Origin of the sequence: Leptospira venezuelensis (assembly GCF_002150035.1) — a bacterium.
Lineage (GTDB): Bacteria > Spirochaetota > Leptospiria > Leptospirales > Leptospiraceae > Leptospira_B > Leptospira_B venezuelensis.
The window spans coordinates 372846-390730 of record NZ_NETS01000007.1; the positions used below are offsets into that span (position 1 = coordinate 372846).

Annotated in this window: 8 protein-coding genes; 5 read left to right on the plus strand and 3 right to left on the minus strand. The window is 37.5% G+C overall.

Features of this window, described 5'->3' with window-relative positions:
* Positions 1-44: 44 nt before the first annotated feature.
* Entirely contained in the window at positions 45-872 is an 828-nt protein-coding gene (locus tag B1C82_RS03760) for a sterol desaturase family protein (RefSeq protein ID WP_086446263.1), read from the plus strand.
* Positions 873-1036: 164 nt separating this feature from the next.
* On the opposite strand, the gene B1C82_RS03765 is transcribed toward B1C82_RS03760, so the two are convergent.
* The 3 genes from B1C82_RS03765 to B1C82_RS03775 are packed head-to-tail and all read right to left on the minus strand — an operon-like array spanning position 1037 to position 6006.
* Positions 1037-3052, minus strand: a complete 2016-nt coding sequence (locus B1C82_RS03765; protein ID WP_086446264.1) for a PAS domain S-box protein — start codon at positions 3050-3052, stop codon at positions 1037-1039.
* 45 nt (positions 3053-3097) lie between these two features.
* Positions 3098-5032, minus strand: coding sequence for a hypothetical protein (locus B1C82_RS03770; protein ID WP_086446265.1), 1935 nt, complete (start codon positions 5030-5032; stop codon positions 3098-3100).
* Complete coding sequence (locus B1C82_RS03775; protein ID WP_086446266.1) at positions 5029-6006, minus strand: glycosyltransferase family 2 protein; 978 nt, start codon at positions 6004-6006, stop codon at positions 5029-5031. The genes B1C82_RS03770 and B1C82_RS03775 overlap by 4 nt, the downstream gene beginning before the upstream one ends.
* A gap of 197 nt (positions 6007-6203) precedes the next feature.
* On the opposite strand from B1C82_RS03775, the gene B1C82_RS03780 reads away from it, so the two are divergent.
* From B1C82_RS03780 to B1C82_RS03795, 4 genes are read left to right on the plus strand one after another with little or no spacing between them, the layout of a single operon-like run.
* A complete protein-coding gene (locus B1C82_RS03780; protein WP_086446267.1) occupies positions 6204-6545 on the plus strand; it encodes an STAS domain-containing protein in 342 nt (113 codons plus the stop codon).
* Positions 6546-6559: 14 nt separating this feature from the next.
* A complete protein-coding gene (locus B1C82_RS03785) occupies positions 6560-9586 on the plus strand; it encodes an LIC_11026 family protein (protein ID WP_086446268.1) in 3027 nt (1008 codons plus the stop codon).
* A 5-nt stretch (positions 9587-9591) separates the two neighbouring features.
* On the plus strand, positions 9592-10215 hold the full coding sequence (locus tag B1C82_RS03790; protein ID WP_086446269.1) for a DUF1318 domain-containing protein: 624 nt from the start codon (positions 9592-9594) through the stop codon (positions 10213-10215).
* A 6-nt stretch (positions 10216-10221) separates the two neighbouring features.
* On the plus strand, positions 10222-17814 hold the full coding sequence (locus B1C82_RS03795) for a TolB-like translocation protein (RefSeq protein WP_086446270.1): 7593 nt from the start codon (positions 10222-10224) through the stop codon (positions 17812-17814).
* The last annotated feature ends 71 nt before the right edge of the window (positions 17815-17885 follow it).

A 17885-nucleotide genomic window follows, 5' to 3' on the forward strand; every position in this document is an offset into this window, starting at 1 on the left:
TCGTAGTCTCATCGTGTAAACTGTGCGCACACGGAGAGAATGGGATGAACGAAATTGTGGATCAAATGGGCTATACAGCTTATTATTTTCTGACCTTAGGTGTATTATGGTTCCGCTATATCTTAATGGCGGGGATCGCATATGTTTTTATTTGGATGATATTTAGAGACAAGCTCAAGCATAAGATAATTCAGAAAAAACTTCCGGAAAAAGATAAAATTTCTCATGAGCTAAAATATTCAGCCATCTCACTTGCGATCTTTGCCGCTTCTGGAATTTTAGTAGTCTTAATGAAGAAGGCCGGCTGGACTTTTATCTACGATAGGGTAGAAGACTATGGGATTCCTTATCTATTATTCAGTATCGTAGCATTAATCTTCCTGCACGATACGTATTTTTATTGGACTCATAGGTTGATGCATCATCCTCTTCTTTTCAAAAGAATGCATTTGGTCCATCATAAGTCCACGAATCCTTCTCCTTGGGCAGCGTTTTCTTTTCATCCATACGAAGCAATTGTAGAAGCAGGAATTGTTCCGCTCGTGATACTATTTTTACCGGTGCATACAACTGCTCTTGTGATATTTTTCTTCTATAGCAATTTTTTAAATGTGTTAGGACATCTTTCCTTTGAATTGTTTCCAAAGGGTTTTATTGAAAATAGAATATTAAGACTTCATAATTCTACAACACATCACAATATGCATCATAAATATTTTAACTGCAATTACAGTTTGTATTTTAATATTTGGGATAGGATTATGGGGACGAATCATGAAAATTATTTCGATACATTTAGAGAAGTTACTCATAGAGAACCTGAGATAGTTGCGGATTCCAATTTGGGGGAGGCAAAAATTCAGGGGATATAAGCCTAAATGTTGGAATTCCAACACGATTTGAAGAGTAAAATTTGATTGTTAAAATAGCAATTTTGTGATAAGTGCGAAAGAGCTCTCCCACGGGCCACTCCCCCCACCCAAAGTTCAGGGTGGGGGCGCCCCCGAGCCTATGTAGGAACTCCAACAAAATAATCCTAATAAGAAGCTGGGAATCTTATCCTTGTTACAGTTCCTTGCTCAGAAGAAAGATCCATCACTGAGCCCTTTAATTGTTTAGTCAGAAGATCCACAAGTTCCAGGCCCATCGAATCTTCAGATTTAGAATTGGAAGATTTCCCTTTTCCGTTATCAGTAACATCCAAATGGATCCAATTTCCATCTTTGTAAAAAGAGATTTTGATAATCTTTTCTTCTGAATGTTTTTTAAAAGAGAATGCATGCTTTAAAACATTGGTTACTAATTCGTTCAGGATCAGGCCGATAGGTATCGCAGAATTTTGTTTGATTGGAAGAGATTCGCAGTTTAAGAAGATTTGGATCTCTTCTTTTTGGTGACCAAATGATTTTAGAAGGCTGTCTACAAGTCTACTTACGAATTCTGGGAAGAATTCATCGCTGATCCTATGCTTCCCATACAAGGATTCATGCACATAGGCCATGGATAAGATTCTATTTTGGGATTCTGTCAGGACCTGAGTTGGATTACTTTCATCTACTTGTTCCAATTGGATGGACAGTAAGCTGGACAAAACCTGCAGATAGTTTTTGACCCTATGATGAACTTCTTTGAGTAAGATATCCTTTTCTTGAAGAGAATTTGCCATAATTTCTTCCGCAAGTTTTACTTGAGTGAAATCCATGATAAAACCTTCGAGAGCGATCAATTCTCCATTCTCGCTTTTGACCGAGGAACCTTGTTCGAATGCCCAGCGCATTTCTCCACTTCTCTTGTGGATCCGATATAGTAATTGATATGGAATATTCTTGCTGACTGCAGAAGTAACTTCGCTAAAAACTCTTTCTGCATCCTCCGGATGGATGATCTCTCCAAAAGAGATTGTACGATTAGAAACGAAGTCCGATGGAGAATATCCAGTAAGCTCGAAACAACCATCACTTATAAATTCCATTGTCCATTCTGGATCATAGGCGCAACGATATGCAATGCCGGGAAGGTTCCGGATCAAGGTAGAAAGTTGTCTTTCACTTTCTTTTAATGCAGTTTCCGTCTTTTTGTAATAAGTAATATCGGTACACATTGCGAGTGAACCTTCGTAATTACCTTGAGGATCGAAAACTGGATTTGTAGACATCAAAAGCCAGACAGATTCTCCATCTGGACGTTTGAAAAAGAAATCATGGACTTCTGCTTCTCCCTTCTTTCTTCCTTCTAATCTTTTGTTCACAAGATCGATATTATCCATCGGTATAAAATCGAATAAACTTTTGCCTATCAGTTCTTTTTCGCTCATTCCTAAAAATTCAGCCATTTTAGAATTTACGAATTTAGTTTTGGCATCTTTATCTATCAGCCAAATTCCTTCTAAGGTTGTATCTACAATCTTTTTATAATTTCCTTCCGTTATAGAAAGTGCGGCTTTTGTTTCTTCAAAAAATACTAGAAGTATTACGATTGCAGACGAGAATCTAAAAAGGCCCGCGATAAAAAATCCAATAAACCCATATTCCGGATGAAATCGGACAAAAGGATAATTGAGTACATGAAGTCCCCAGAGAATAAAGATCCAGCCAGCGATGATCTTTCCTAAGCTTGGTATGAGATTTTTAGTTCTGAGAAAAATGATCCCGGTATAAATTTGGGATCCTCCTATCAGAATATAGATGGGCCAAATTAGAAAAGGATCTCTTATCTTTTCTAAATCCAAATATAATGCCCATACACCCGTTAATGCGAATAAAGCCTGAAAAGGTCTGGAGAATGACTTATTTAAAAAATAAAAACATCCTAAGAATTGGAAAAATGCTCGGATAAAATCAATAGAGAATGCGGGAAAATATCGGTAAGAGTCAGCTCCACCTACCTGCATAATATTTCCTAGGTATCCAAAGAGATGGAACAACCAACAGATGGACCAGGCGAGTAATGCCTTTTGTCCTTCTTTCTTATATAAATATAGATAAATAAAGAATAGAAAAAAGGCGGAAGGTGTAGCCGCGATAATGGTGGGTAATAACCAAAGATGAGTCACGATACCTTCAGCCGTTTACCGAAAGCAGGTTTCGGTTAAGTCCGATTATTTTTTAGTAAGACGAAATTCTTTGAAACAATAATCTCCTGTCTTGTGTTTAATTTCTTTAATCGGCTCCAGGGTAATTCCAAAACCTTCTGCTCTGGAAAGAATCTTAGGCGGTAAGTCGCAGGATGGACCTATATACACAGCTTTGTCAAATTCGTCCCAGGATTTCCATTTGTATTTGCTATCATTGCGGTATTTCCCTTTTTCGAACGTTTTTTGTTTGAACAAAAGGTCGAATTCCGAAGCGAGAATTCTTCCTGGCATCAGGAAGTTTTCCTCGTCATGGAATGCATTGAATGCGACGTATTTCCCAGTTGGGTCTAGCTCTTTTGCAAACTCTCTGGCAGGTTCAAATACAGCAGTATTGAAACCTTTCAAACAAAATTGGTTTTTAGAAAGATAGGTTTGGCTGAATAGTCCACCTTCTCTTATAAATAGACTCGATGCCCAAACTAAGAAAAATAGGAATACCGCTGAGAATAAAAACTTTCTATTTGTCTTAGAAATTTGAATTAATCGGAAAGACCACAGACTTAAGATCGTAAGTAACGCGGGTAAAGGATAGAATACATGGCGTAATTGTTTGTTTCCGGTGCTAGCATCGATGACTATATATTGCAAGAATACAATCATAGTAATCGCGAATAACGGATCTTTTAGAAATTTAGGCCAGGTTATATTTTGCAACTTAGCAAGCAGAGAATCTATTCTTCCTTCTCCTTTTATTTCCGGGGAAGAAGTTCTTTCTTTTCTATTTAAATAGAGCCAGTAACCGATTGCGGCCATAGAAAATAAGAAGAAGGTCCTAAAGATCCAAGGCTCATTGAACACATGGCTCGCAGGAAATTTATCTTCTGGAGACTCGAATAAACTTAAGATAAAACTGCGAACAAATTTGTTCACGATCATCTGAGCGTTAACTAGACTCATGACCCTATCAATATTTGTGAACAGCCAGATAAAACATGGGAGGATTGCATATAGATAAAGTATTTTGATAGAAGGAGGCGAAATTTCTCCCAAGTCCTTTCTGTTCTTATACAAGAAATAATTGAAATCCAAGAAAAGAATGACTGTCAGGAAATATAAAACTTTTTTAAAAGATCTTTGGTCAAGGTTCCAATCTGTCACTACTCTCAAAACAGGAAGCGATAGAACAAGTAGTACAACAACGATCAAGAATAAGAGCCTGATCCCTTTGTAATGGACTTTGACAGAGAATCGAACAAAGCCGATCCATTCTGGAAATCTGGAGATCAACTCGAATAAAAAGATAGAGATGAATAATAAAAGTCCGTAAGGATACTTTGTAAAAAATAAAAGGATGAGAACCGCAGAGACTAAAGCAGCCACTTTTGAACCGGCAGGTAAACTTTCTCCAGGTTTTAGGTCCTTTACGGAATCATAAAGTTTATATAAACCCCAATAAACCCAAAGTAGGATAAACATCCCTTGGGTTTCCAACATAGAAGAAAGACTATAAGCGGGAGTTTCAGAAGTATGAAGGCTTAACGCTAATACAAATATAGAAACCAAACTCCCGAAAAGGAATGATCCTGAAATTCTGGAAACAATATAGATGATTGAAGGAAAACAAAGCGCGTAAAACGCCAAACCCAGGAAGGAATCTTTCCAGGTGATTGGCCATTCTCCAGGACTTGCTAAGAGTAAAAGAGAGAGTATCGGGCGCAAAGGAGGCCAGGTCGCGGATTCCAAAAATGGAAGTGTTGCTCTCCAGATCTTACCGTCTCTATAATCCTGGAATTGATCGTAAACGGCCGTTAGGCGTATATTCTCATCCCAGGTCAAAAGATCCGTAATCGGGCAGATCTCTAAGAAAGCCTGCCAATTCTTGGAGATCATTACTCCGGTGGCAAATAAGGCAAGTAAGCCGAATAAAATTCCTAAAACTTTATCCCAGATACGATTCATTTTTTAGATTTTGATCTCACAGAGTAGATCTTTTCGATCACATAAAGAGGGCGATTCTTGGATTGATCATGAACTCTGCTTAGATATTCTCCTATCATACCCAACGCGATGAGTTGTATCCCACCTAATACCAACACTACGATCATGACCGAGGTCCAGCCTTGGATGGTATTATCAGTAAAGAGTTTTAAGTATAGAATATAGATCGTATATAATGCTCCGAAAAATGCAGAAGCAAATCCTAAATAAGAAGAAAATTTAAGCGGGGCAGAGGAGAAGGAAGTGATCCCATCCAAAGCGAACTTGAGCATCTTACTAACGGAAAATTTAGTCTCTCCGTCAAAACGTTCGTCGCGATCATACTCCAAACCAGTTTGTCTGAAACCAATCCAAGCGATCAATCCTCTGATATAACGATGTTGTTCTTTCATGGAGACTAAAACATTAGTCACCCTTCTGCTCATGATCCTGAAATCTCCGGTATCGATTGGGATTTCAAACCTAGTTAGTTTTTTTAGGATCCTATAAAATACATGAGCGGTGATTAGTTTGAAAAAGGACTCACCTTCTCTTTTCTTTCTTCTCGCATAGACAACATCGTAACCTTCTGACATCTTTGCATAAAGGTCCGCAACAAATTCCGGTGGATCCTGGAGATCACCGTCCATTACGGCAACTGTTTCGCCTCTGGCAGTATCGATCCCTGCAGTGATTGCCAATTGGTGTCCATAGTTTCTAGATAAGTTTAAAAGAAAAAAGCCTGGCTCTGATTCGCAGAATTTTTTTAAGACATCGAAGGTCCCGTCTCTTGAGCCATCGTTTACAAAAAGAATTTCTGCATCTTCTTTACCGAAGTGATGTTTTTCTTTTAAGATAGTGAGTAGACCCCGAAGTCTTTTCACAAGTTCGGGGATGGTTTTTTCCTCGTTATAAACGGGAATGACTAGAGATAAAAGAGGGGGCTTTGCGGGCATTGCTGACCTTGGTACGATGTTTGTATTCAGCCAAAATGTCGACAATATTTCCTGTAATTTCTGTCAGAGTCATAACCTTGTGTCTTTTTGATTTTTGGGAGCTTTCAAGGATACTATTGGTCAATTCTGTAAAAAAGGGCTTTACAAGGAGGCTGGAATGCAGATCTTATATAAGCACAAAAATCCAAGAAAGGGTTATGAAAATCAAAGTCACCACTAAAAATGACGTTCACATCGTCAAGATCGAAGGCCCAATCAAAGCGGGCAATGAATTCGAACTTGGTCAAAAAATCGAGGAGTATATCTCGAAAGGTGACGTTCCGAAGTTTATCATCGACCTAAAAAAAGTTCCTTTCATCAACTCTGCAGGTTTGGGGATGTTTTTGAATATCTACAAACATATCGACGGTTTGAAAGGTCGCATGGTATTCACCAATTTGAATAACGATATCGAAAATCTAATGGAGATTACAAAGTTAGCCAGCATTTTCGAGATCTACAAAACGCTGGAAGAGGCTATCGAATCCTTCGAGTATTAGCCTAAACATTTCGGTTGGCTTCCGAGTTTCTACAGTATTTAAAAAAGAAAAAACTCCGCCTTGGGATCATTGCGGGGGTTTTTCTCTTCTACCATCTCCTTTTCAACTCAATCACAGGACAAATCCTATTCGATAAAATTGCCTCTTCCGTTTTTGCGGGAAAGTTTGAGGCGAATGTCAGGAGTTTCTCTCCATTCTATGGATTCAGATTCACTGATGTAAAATTATATCCCACAACCGACTGGGGTCAAAAGCCTGTAATGACCGCTAAAGAGCTGGGGATCTCCTATAATCTTCCAGTTATCATCTTCGGTAGATTGAAAATTTCTAAAATTTCCATCCACGGATTGGAGTTGGACCTTAAGCAAAAAGGAAACCTTTGGAATATCTCCTCCGTTCTTCCTCCTAGCAAAAAAGAAGAAGCCCCCGCCGAAAAATCAGAACCTCTTACTGAGATCAGGACTTATTTCCCAGTCAGCGCATTCTTAGAATTAGATCTGAAAGACATCAATGTTCGAGTAAATTCAGAAAACGGATCCAAATCGTACTCCGCCGGGTTAGAAGGGTTGGAGCTTGGATTTCTTTTGGATACGAATCGTTTTACTCGGATTCCATTTGATCTGAAAGTTTTAGATCTGATAGATGAGTTCAAAGTAAAATTGAATCCGGAGAATCAGATCAAACTTAGATTCCAAGATTCTTCCGGAGGACTGGATCATCCGTTTAGATGTACATTAATTTGGGAAAGGGTAGAAGGTTCCAAATCCGGGTTCCATTCCAAGCTCGATCTTGGCTCAGAAAAAATACCGATCCGAATTGCAAATAGAGTCAGCGCACCTTTCGGCTTTTCTTTAAAATACGATTTAGATGTTTCTCCGGAGAAGAAGGAACTACTACTTAGAAATTTAGAATGGAAAGTTGGAGAAGACACCTGGTTAGAAGGTAGCGGAAAAATTTCAGACTTTGCCGCAGATTCAGGAAACGTAAATCTTGCGATTCAAAAGTCGCGTATACGCCTCACACCTTTATCAGATTTTTTGCATAGTCTTGGATTCAACTCCTTCTCCATGAGTGGAGAAGCAAGTCTTGCTCCCATTTTGGCGGAAGGTGGCTGGAACAATCTTAGAGTCCTAGGAGAAGTCCGCGGAAATTCACTAGATTTTAAAGTGGGGAAGAAGAGACATTCAATCCCAGTATTCAATATGGATTGGGATATTCGGATCGATCCACAGAGTGAAAAAGATCCGGGATCCAAGATTCCGCTCCCTTGGATGAGATCTTTTTCATTCAAAAATTTGAAAGTAATCTATAATGAAATTCTGTTGGAGGGAAATTTAAATTATTCTCAAGCAGAAGGACCGAATCTGAATTTGAAATTAGACAATTTTGGACTTGGAGATTATCTAACTGGATACTCCGGAAAATTTTCTGCGGAGCTTACCGCCTTTGGAAAAGATTTTTCCGGGTTGGATACAGGTTTAAAATTAAGAGCAAGAGGTTTTAGATTTCCATTAGGCAGAGGGAACTCCGGAAATATAAATTTGGAGGGAGGTCTAAAAGCACTATTCCTTTTCCCTAAAAAAGCATGGGGCCTTGAGGAAATATTAGTATCTAATCTGAACCTACAAGCCTTCTCCCCTGAAGGAAACTCCGCTGCAAAATTAAATACAGGTGGAAGGATCGGACTTGGAGAACCATTCGTATTAGATCTGAAGAAAGCGGGACTCGATCTAGATTTAGAACATCTTGTCCCTCTTCTTCCTTTATCACTCCGAGAAACATTGATCCCTGTCAGAAACCAAGTAGGCAAAAAGATCGGACTGGATGGGGATTTTTATTATTCACTCGGAAAACAAGGACAGAATATCCAGGGAAGTCTTGGTGTAGATCTTCCTGGAATGAATTTACGAGATGGAAAACTTTCTTTAGATCTAAAGATGATAGGAAGTCCAAGCTCCAAGATAAAAATTGATAAACTTGAATTAACTGCATTTTCAAAAAAATTATATTTGGGACTAAGTGGAGAATTGGCCAGGGCTTCTAAAAACGGTCCTCTTCCGTCTATGGGAGATTATATTCCAAGCTTGAACGGAGAATTAAAACTTCTTTCCCCTAAAGAAAGTGGCCTTATTAGAGGATTATTTTTTCAGGGAGAGGCCGGGGCCAAATTCAACTGGTACGGAAGTATTGTTCAAGGAAATCTAATATCTAAAAATTCTAATATACTTGTGCAAAGTGGAGTTTGTCCCGGATACGATTGCAAACTGTATCGAATAGACGGGTGGAACGCAGATGTTCCTTTTGCCCATGATCTTTCTGTCAAAGAGACCAAAAATCTAATCGAAGGAAATAAAAGAAAATTCGTGATGAATTACGGTAGGACTCCCGCTCCGAATTTTACGATCCGACAGATCATAGGAAATCATCCTTCCTTAAAAGGGACTCCTTTCGAATACAGTCGGCCCAAGGCGGATGTTCCAGGGCTTTCGGCTAACTTAGAATATTCAGAAAATTATTTACGAATGGATTATCTCAAAGTATATACTCTGGATGGGGAAATTTGGGGCAAAGATATGATCGTTAACGTTGGTTCTGGAGATCCTGAAAAAATGGAGTATTCAGTTTCTCTGAGAGTCAAGGATATAGATCTAAAACAATTACTTCCTGCTAAAACTCAGCCCAAAATTGACGATGGAAAGGTAAAGGCGGATCTGAATCTTTGGGGAAGGAATCTGGGAGATCCTGTCCCAAATTTAAATTTGTTCTTTAGTATCTATCAGATCGGAAACGATTTCGGAAAAAGTGCGATCAATATTTTTGCACCTTCTAATATCCTCACTGATTTTATTTACGGAAGTTATGCAGTAGATAAGATAGAATTGGAATTGTCTAAAGGATTGGTTTACGCGGTGATCCTATTCAAACGTTCTATTTTAGGAACTATCATCCAGTTGGAGAATAACCAGGTATCCCAACAGAGAATGCCTTTGGCAAACTTTCTCAAACGTGCCCAAAACGAGATCGAAACTTTCAACCAGTAGAACTTATGAAGAATATTCTCAAATCCTATATTATTCTTTTTGTATCCTTTCCCTTGTTTGTATATTGCCCCATAAAGGCTCCTCCTATCACGTTCACCCAGACACAAACTGCGGCGGAAAAACAAATGTTGGGAGAGGATCGAAATCTTGAAAAAGATGGCTGGCTTATAGCCTCTATCAAAACTTCTTCTTCAGGCTCCGAGATCTGGGAAAGAGATCTGATCAAGGAAGAATTTGGAAATACTTCTGATAATCAATTCTATATGGCGCTTCGTATCCTGGCTTATTTAGCGAGAGAACTGAGAGAATATAGAAGTCTTGGAGTTTTGGCCGAAGGGTTAGATGGAAAAGTCAGATGGAATCCTAAGATCAAGGAAGCGGGCGCGGAGAAAATTTTCCAAGATCAAAAACGAAAATCTCGAATAGATGATCTAATTAAGCTCACGAATGAAAATAGAGATATCGTAATTAAAGAAAAGTTAAAGAAGGCATTCTCGGATCCAAATCGTTTAATTGCTGAAAAAGAGAAGGCCATAATCAAAGAAAGTATCCAAACAACTTGGCTTCGTTCAGCGGATATAGGGGAATATTACGAGGCTTCTGCTGGTAATTGGAAAAAGAAGGAATAGTTTTTGATGAAACGCGGGGTTCTATTCTTCTCTCTATTTCTATTTTGTAATTGTCTCGTTTTTATGCCGGCCCAAAGAGTAAGGCCTATCGAATTCGACTATGGTCCCATCTCTAAAAACTATTTTAATCCTGAAAATGACAAACCATTTCCTTTAACTGTACAAAGAGGAAATAACCTATATAACTCCACCACCAAGGATGGAAGATATCTTTTTTATACTACGGGACAAAAAGGAAATTATGATATTTGGTTTAGAGATCTTAAGAGTTCCATTGTAGTTCCTATTACGGAGCATCCTTCTTCAGAATATAAACCTGCGATCAGTCCAGATGGTAAAAAGTTAGCATTTGTATCGGAGCAATATGATACAGCAGGAGATATAGTTCTTTTAGAAATAGAACCTGAAGTCTGGGCAAAGAAGATATTAGAAGGAAAACGATTTCTAAACGATGACTTCGAGTTTATTACGAATCTAGAATATTCTGATATTTCTAAGTCCGATAAATTTTCAGATTCGGATCCCATTTGGGGAAAGGACAGTAGAGTGCTATTGTTTTCCTCGGATAGATTAACTCCAGGAACTCCAAACTTGATCTTATGGGATACAGAAGGAAAAGAAAAACCTGTCTTACTTACAAGGTCCGGAGCAGTAAATCCGTATTGGTCCCAAGATGGAAACACAATTGTTTATCTATCTTATTCGGATTCCAGAGAAGGTGAGATCTATTCTCTGGATCTAACGACCAGAAAAACAAAAAGACTGACAAATGATTCTTACTTAGATTTTTCTCCAAGCTTATCTCCTGATGGTAGATATTTATTTTATACTTCCATTCGTTCCGATTCCGATGGAAATCGAAAATTAGACGAGAGAGATAATAGCTTAATTATTCGGTTGGATCTTTCTGATATGAAAGAGAGAAGGCTAACATCCGGGAATTTTTCCTTATTTGATACGAAATATTCCTCTTTTAATGGAGGAAGTATTTTATTCACCGCATCATATTACGGAACCTTAAATATTTATTTTCTTCCTTTAAGCGGATCTATTCCTAAGGCTTCTAATATTTCGGCACAATTCGAGCTGGCTAAAGAATACGGCAAGAAACAGTCATTAGATGATTATTTATTAGCGTTGGATTCCTTAGAATTATATTATAAAGAAGATCCTCTTTATCCGGTTTTTAAAGCGAAAGTCCTAAACGAAAAATATTCAATCTATAAGAAATCTGGTAAAACCTCAGAGATCAAAAAAGAGATGAATGCGTCTCGTTTGGATCCTAAATGGGGATTCGCCTATGTATTCTATTTGGAATCGGAAAACAAAGGGATCCCGGAGATCAAAGAATATTTTTCTAATATTCGAAACCATGCGGATACACAAGTGGCAGGCGCAATCTTAGAAGAGATCGGAAATTTGGAAGAGAGATCAGGCAAGATAGATGCCTCACTGAACTCGAAGCAGGAATTAGTGGCTCGATTTCCGGGATATTATAATATTCATGAAATTTTAAGAAATATTGGAGCTCTTCAGCTTAAGGAAGCAAAGAGGAAGGATTGGGCTATTCCTTCTACACTTCTGCAAGCTGCAAATGAATCGGAATCTAAAACGATAGAACTCAGGAATTTATACGGCCTTTTTGAGGAGCAGATTTTTGTTGGAAAATCGGATTCTGAAAAAATTTCTCTCTCTGAAAAAATAGAATTATCAAATAAGATAAAAGAACTCTCTCCTGTATTGTATAGATTTTTAATGTATACGAAGGCGTCTGGGCTTTCTGGACAAGGAGCATATGTTGAAAGTAATTCTATACTGGAGCCCTTATTAAAAGATATCACTCCTAAGGACCCACTCTTTCTTAGAATCCATCTATTAAGGTCTTCTAATTTTAAAGGACTGGGAAGTGTTCGCTATTCTCTAGAATCTCTTCGCACATTTTTGGAAAATTACGATCATGATTCAGGAGTGGAAATCTCTGATAAGGAAATGGAAAGATTCTTTATCTATTTTGAGAATTTAGCCCGGAATTACGAGAACAGGTCTGACTTTTTCCAAGCTTCTCTCCACTATTTCTATAATACTGAAAATATGTTCTTAGCAAAGAGTAAAAGCCTCTTTCAGGATACAGTGTATAAGGATTACGCCATCTATTATCAAAAATTGATGGTAGATACTTCTTTTAAATTAGCGAGATCTGTAAGTGAAAAGAATGCCTCAGGCATTTTAGGAAATTTGAATCCTATTGAATTTGATCCATTAGATAAAAAAGAGGGACTCGTTTATATAGATCAATATTTCGAAAAAGAAAAGATTTTGCCTCGGGCTCGGGCCTTCTTGGATCTAGCCACACTTTATGGATATGCGTATTATCTAATTAATCGTTCCGTAATTCGCGAAACATTTTATTATAATTCCGGTACAATGGATCGGATTAAGAAAGAAGCAGCTCTTAGAGATTTTAAACAAGCAGAGTATGAGCTTAGATGGATCATATTTGCAGAACCTACCTATCATGATGCTTATCAACTTTTAGGTTGGTTATACCAATATGTTGACATTATGAAGTCCAGAAAGCCTAACGACAAAGAGCCTGCTGATGAAGATAAATATAAGGATGAATATTCTAAATATTTCCCTGAAAAAAACTTTGAAGAGAATATAGAATTATATAGCCAGATCTTGGAATTATTAGGAGAAAATTTCCATAACAAAAAAGCACTTTCAGATCTGAGATTGAATCTAGGCAATAATTACTTTTTATTGAAGAACTATCCCAAGGCAGATGAACAATATTCATTAGTAGAATCTTATTCTAATTACATAATATCTAAAGCGCAATTTGAAGATTACAGACAGAAGGCCGTCTTCTTATTTAACTCAGCTCGTGCTTCCATGTACATGTCGAAGTATGGGGATGCCGTCAGAAAATTAAAAACTGCATCGGATCTATATTCTAAAAATGAATTCTTACAATTATATTCTGGAACGGATTACGCTAAGAACTTACAAAGTTATAGAGAGAAATTGACGCTTCTTCGGACCCTGACTGGCCTGTCTCATATGGAACTGGGGGAATATGCACAGGCTCTTCCTTATCTGACAGAAGCATTAGAGTTGAATGATCCTTCTAAATTGGTAGATCCGATCAATATCAGAAATGCATTAGCAATTTCTTATCAAAAATTAGGTTATATTTCTAAATCCGAAGAGAATTTGAAAGAAGCAGAGAAGGAAGCTTCTTCTCGCACCACTCTTTGGCTTCCTAAGAAGGTGAGTCCCAAATTTTGGGAATCTGTTTGGGATTCTATTTGGGATATTGTTTTTGACACAGTTCTTCCAGACTCCGTTCGTATTTCCGGTTCAGGTAGATTTCCGGAAGCTATTCCTCCGGTCTTCCAGCCATTATTATCTTCAGGGATAAGAGTGAATAATCTTGTATTAGAACAAAACTATCGCTTAGCCGCAGAAGAAACAAATAAACGATTAGAATATGCGAGTAAAAAAGGTTTGAGAAAGACCTTGGCAGGACAATTGATCCAGTCCCAGTCCTATGCCGATCTAGGATTTTTTCAATATAAAAGAAATGAATTCGAAAAAGCTAAATTAGCATTTTTAGAAGAAAATGAATTTCTCAAGGATTCTGCAAATCTTGTCGGAAAATCGACAAGTAGTTTTAAAAGATATTTATATTCTTTATTCGCTTCTATAGAAGCCACTGACCAAAAGGATCCAATTAGTCATTCGGAAGAATTGAGCGAGGCTCTGAAAGAGCTAAACAAATTTAAAAGAGAATCTATGGAAAACTGCCTTTCTTCTTGGTCGGAAGATCTGTTGGAAGGGAATTTGGTTTGTTCAGAAGCATTCTATAAGCAATATTATGATTTTGATATATTGAAAGCGACTGTTCTTTATTATTTGGGTGAGGAAAATTTTAAAAAAGGGGAATGGTTAGAAGGTTTTGAAAAATTAGGGATCTCTTCTTCATTGCTCGAAACTCCTTCCGGGTTGCCAAAGGAGATCGTTGGGCTTTCTAAAGATCCATTTCAAAGGAAAGAAAGAGTATTTCACTTTCTAAGCAGGGCCAGCGTTTTATACAGATTAGGTGACTTAGAAAAAGCCGAGGAATGTTTAAAAGCTGCAGAAGAGATGGCAAACGTCTTCTATTTTGGAGCTGAACTCATTCAAACCTGGGTTTTACAGGCAAGATTGGATCTGAATTCTAAAAAGCCAGATAAGGCAAAGGTCAAATTATCCAAAGCAGAGGAACTTCTTAAGAAACAATTTCATCTCATCTCGGATAATAAAAGTTTTCTCCTCAGGGACTTATATGAAACAAAAATAAGAGCCGAGTTGGATTCTGGAAGTACAAATACAGCTTTTAACGATTGGACCAGACTCCAGAGATTATTAAATTTCCGTAATTTTCAAAAAGGAAATTGGGAATTTAGAGAAGCTCGAACAGAATATGTAAAATTTGAATCCGATTGGAAATATTACAAAAATACTTACTCAAAATATCAGTTTGCACTGGAAACTAGGGGGGATATCAAAAGAGAAGAACTTGCCCTTGTCCAAGCAGCTTCTCAAGTTTCTAAATCTCTAGAAGTTTTAAGATCTAAATTTCCCAAGAAGGCTGCATTCTTAGATCCTTTTGGCATCGTCGCAGAAGATGTCATAAAACAAAACGAGACTGAAATTCGTTTGTTAGAATCTAAGGGATCAATATTTGCGCGGATCAAAACTGTTTCTTCATTAAGATTCCAAAATTTTGAAAATGAATCCAAGGCGGAAAGCTGGATTAAGTCCAATTTTGAAAATTCTGGCCGCAGTCTTATTTTGGATCCGGGAAATACATCTATAGGTGAAAAATTAGGTTCACAAATCCCGGGAATCAGTTTTAAGCTTTCTTCTTCTGTTTTAAATAGAGATGAAAGAACCCCTAAGGTAATTTCTTCTTTTTTACCTATTGCCGGTTGGAATTATAGAAAGATAGATTCTGATTCTTGGACAGATATATTAGAAGATACTGATGTTCTTATTAGTCCTTTCCCAGATTTAAAAGGAGATTCTGCCTTTGGGGAAAGAAAGAAGGATGTAATGGAGCTCAGGGAAATATTTTCCAGAGAACATAGAATAGGTGCTGTAATCTTTACTTACTCCGAAAAACCGAGCTGGCATCAGATCATAAAAGCATTTACTGGGCTTTCAGGTTCGGGCGTAAACCTGATGTATCTATGTCCTGGAGAAACTTGTATAAAAGAATCTTTGGAAGAAATTTTTACGGGCAAAACATCTAACACAGCAATTCGATTTGGAAGAGCTTTAGAAAGATCCGAAAATAGAAATGTTGAAGCGGAAAGGCTTTTTGCTAAGTCTAGGAAAGACGAAAGAATTTCAGATTCATCTGAAGTATTTTCTGGTCTGCATAAGGCCCGTTCTTATGCGGAACCTAATTCAAGTTTAGCTCTAAAAATTGAATCTGATTTATTAAGAGCCTACCATAGATCAAAACCTGATTCCTCTTTGGATAAAATTTTTTCCTTACGTTATGAAAATCGAGATCTAAATTCTCAAAAAGAATTAGGATTAAACCTATGTTTATCCCGCTTACTGGAAACTGAATACAAGGATTGTGGAGAGATCTCTCTGCCGGAAACTAAGAATGAAATTATAAACGGAATATTAACTTTAAAAGAAGGAAAATTTCCAGGTAATTCTCTTAACACGAATATTTCAGTAGATAGATATGACCCATTCTTATTTAGATTAAAAGTTTCTAATTTAGCTTTGGAAGCTTATTATCCTGATCTGGCTTCTTCTCAACTTGAACTTGCTAAACAATTCATCTCGTCCGGATCAGATCTGGAGATCTGGAAGAAAATGGAGGAAAGGATTCGCAAAGAAAAGGCTCTTTTGGAAGAAGAGGAAGATTGGTTCGAAAATTCGAATCAAATCGAGTTAGATCCTCAAGATAGAAATTATCCGAGGCATTTGGCCTTTTTAGAAAATCGTAAAAAATTAGGACACAGGTTCTCTCCTCTTTCTTTATATTCGGAGATACATAGTTCTTCCAAGGTTTTGTTCGAGGCCTTGGATACTGAGTTCAGATCTTCTGTTTTGGATCTCCTACGCTATTCTCTTCCAGAGGAAACCGGAAAGGAAATGGAAGAATTTTTGAATTCATTTGTAGATCTGGAAAAGTCTAAGAAAAATTTTCCAAGACAAGTGAAGATCATGTTGGAGTTTTCAAAAGCATATCTTTCCCGAGGAGATCTTGATAAGGTGAAGTATTGGATCTCTAAATCGAAAGGAATTTCAGACGAACTTTACTCTTCCGAAATTGAATTTATTAATTCCAAAATTTACTATTTAGAGGGCAAAAAGCCTGGCGAAATCTCTGAGTCCGGCTTTTCGGATTATCTTTCCGAATACGAAAACGCTTCTTCTAAAAAATCTTCCGAATTTGTGGAGTTAACAAATCGTTTTGTTAAGCATCGAAAAAAGAAGAAGTTTAGTCCGTCTGAAAGAAGAGAGCTTAACGATTTTATAACATATTTACAGACACTTTCCTTTCAGCAAAATGATTCAGAAACATTCTTTGATCTAGGATTGATCAAGGATAAAATTTCGGGAGTACGTTCTGCTATGTTTGGTCGTTCAGTTTCTTATTCTGATCTCCCTCTTTTTAATAAAGTGTCATTTGCTTTAGAAGATCGGATCCCTGAAAACCAAGAGTTCCTGGCTCTTATGGACCTTGGCTTAAAAACTTTCTATATTAAATTTACAAAAGGTAAATCTAAGGGTGATCTTGCTTTTAAGGACAATCGAAGAATAAGGGCTTCCATTTATAAATACAACGAAGAAGCAGATAAAGGCGGAGCAGAAGTTTTATTGAGAGAAGCATTGGAAACTGAAATTCGCCAGAATATTCGTCCTGCTAAAAATAAGACCACGTATTTGTATCTTTCTTCTTATCATTTCTTGGCGCCTATTTTGCCTAAGTCGGAAGAAGAAATCTATTATGTTGCAGATCCTGAAACTTTGCTTAAAAATCCTGTACACAAAGAGAAGGAAGAATTCTGGGATGGATTTGGGATCGCAACCAAAGACGATTCGAATTCTCCGGATTGGTATTCTAAATTACTCCAGTTGGAAAACTTAGAACTTTCTCCTAGGGGAAATCTATCGATCACTCCTTTTCATGTGGTTCGTATCCCTTTGGTAGAAGATAGAGAAAAAGGAATTTTGTTTGGAAATCGCTCCATTTCTGAAGCGGAACCTGGAGCTTTGCAAGGTGTTTGGATGTTATCTTCTTCTTTTTTGGAAGGTTTTGGAAATGCTTCTTTAAACTTAAGAGATTCATTATATTATTTAGGAAAATTCTGGAAAGGCCCAGGGATAGTGAATCTTGGATTTCAGACGGATACTCATAATTCCAGATTTTTAAAAGAGATTTCTTCCAGAAAGGAAGACTCTAAAACTTCTCTTCGAAATCGTTTTTTGAAAACGATGGAAACTATGAGAGAAGTTTATCCAGTAGATAAATACTGGAACGGGTATAGATTGTTTACTACATCATTTATTTCGAAAGAATAAACTATGTTGGAACTCCAACACAGAGATTGAGATTGCCCCCACCCTGGTTCGGGTGGGGGGAGTGGCTCGTG

Bases quoted from the DNA above. Each gene is read 5' to 3' on its own strand.
- B1C82_RS03760 (WP_086446263.1), top strand. From the start codon at position 45: ATGAACGAAATTGTGGATCAAATGGGCTATACAGCTTATTATTTTCTG.
- B1C82_RS03770 (WP_086446265.1), bottom strand. From the start codon at position 5,032: ATGAATCGTATCTGGGATAAAGTTTTAGGAATTTTATTCGGCTTACTT.
- B1C82_RS03775 (WP_086446266.1), bottom strand. From the start codon at position 6,006: ATGCCCGCAAAGCCCCCTCTTTTATCTCTAGTCATTCCCGTTTATAAC.
- B1C82_RS03780 (WP_086446267.1), top strand. From the start codon at position 6,204: ATGAAAATCAAAGTCACCACTAAAAATGACGTTCACATCGTCAAGATC.
- B1C82_RS03790 (WP_086446269.1), top strand. From the start codon at position 9,592: ATGAAGAATATTCTCAAATCCTATATTATTCTTTTTGTATCCTTTCCC.
- B1C82_RS03795 (WP_086446270.1), top strand. From the start codon at position 10,222: ATGAAACGCGGGGTTCTATTCTTCTCTCTATTTCTATTTTGTAATTGT.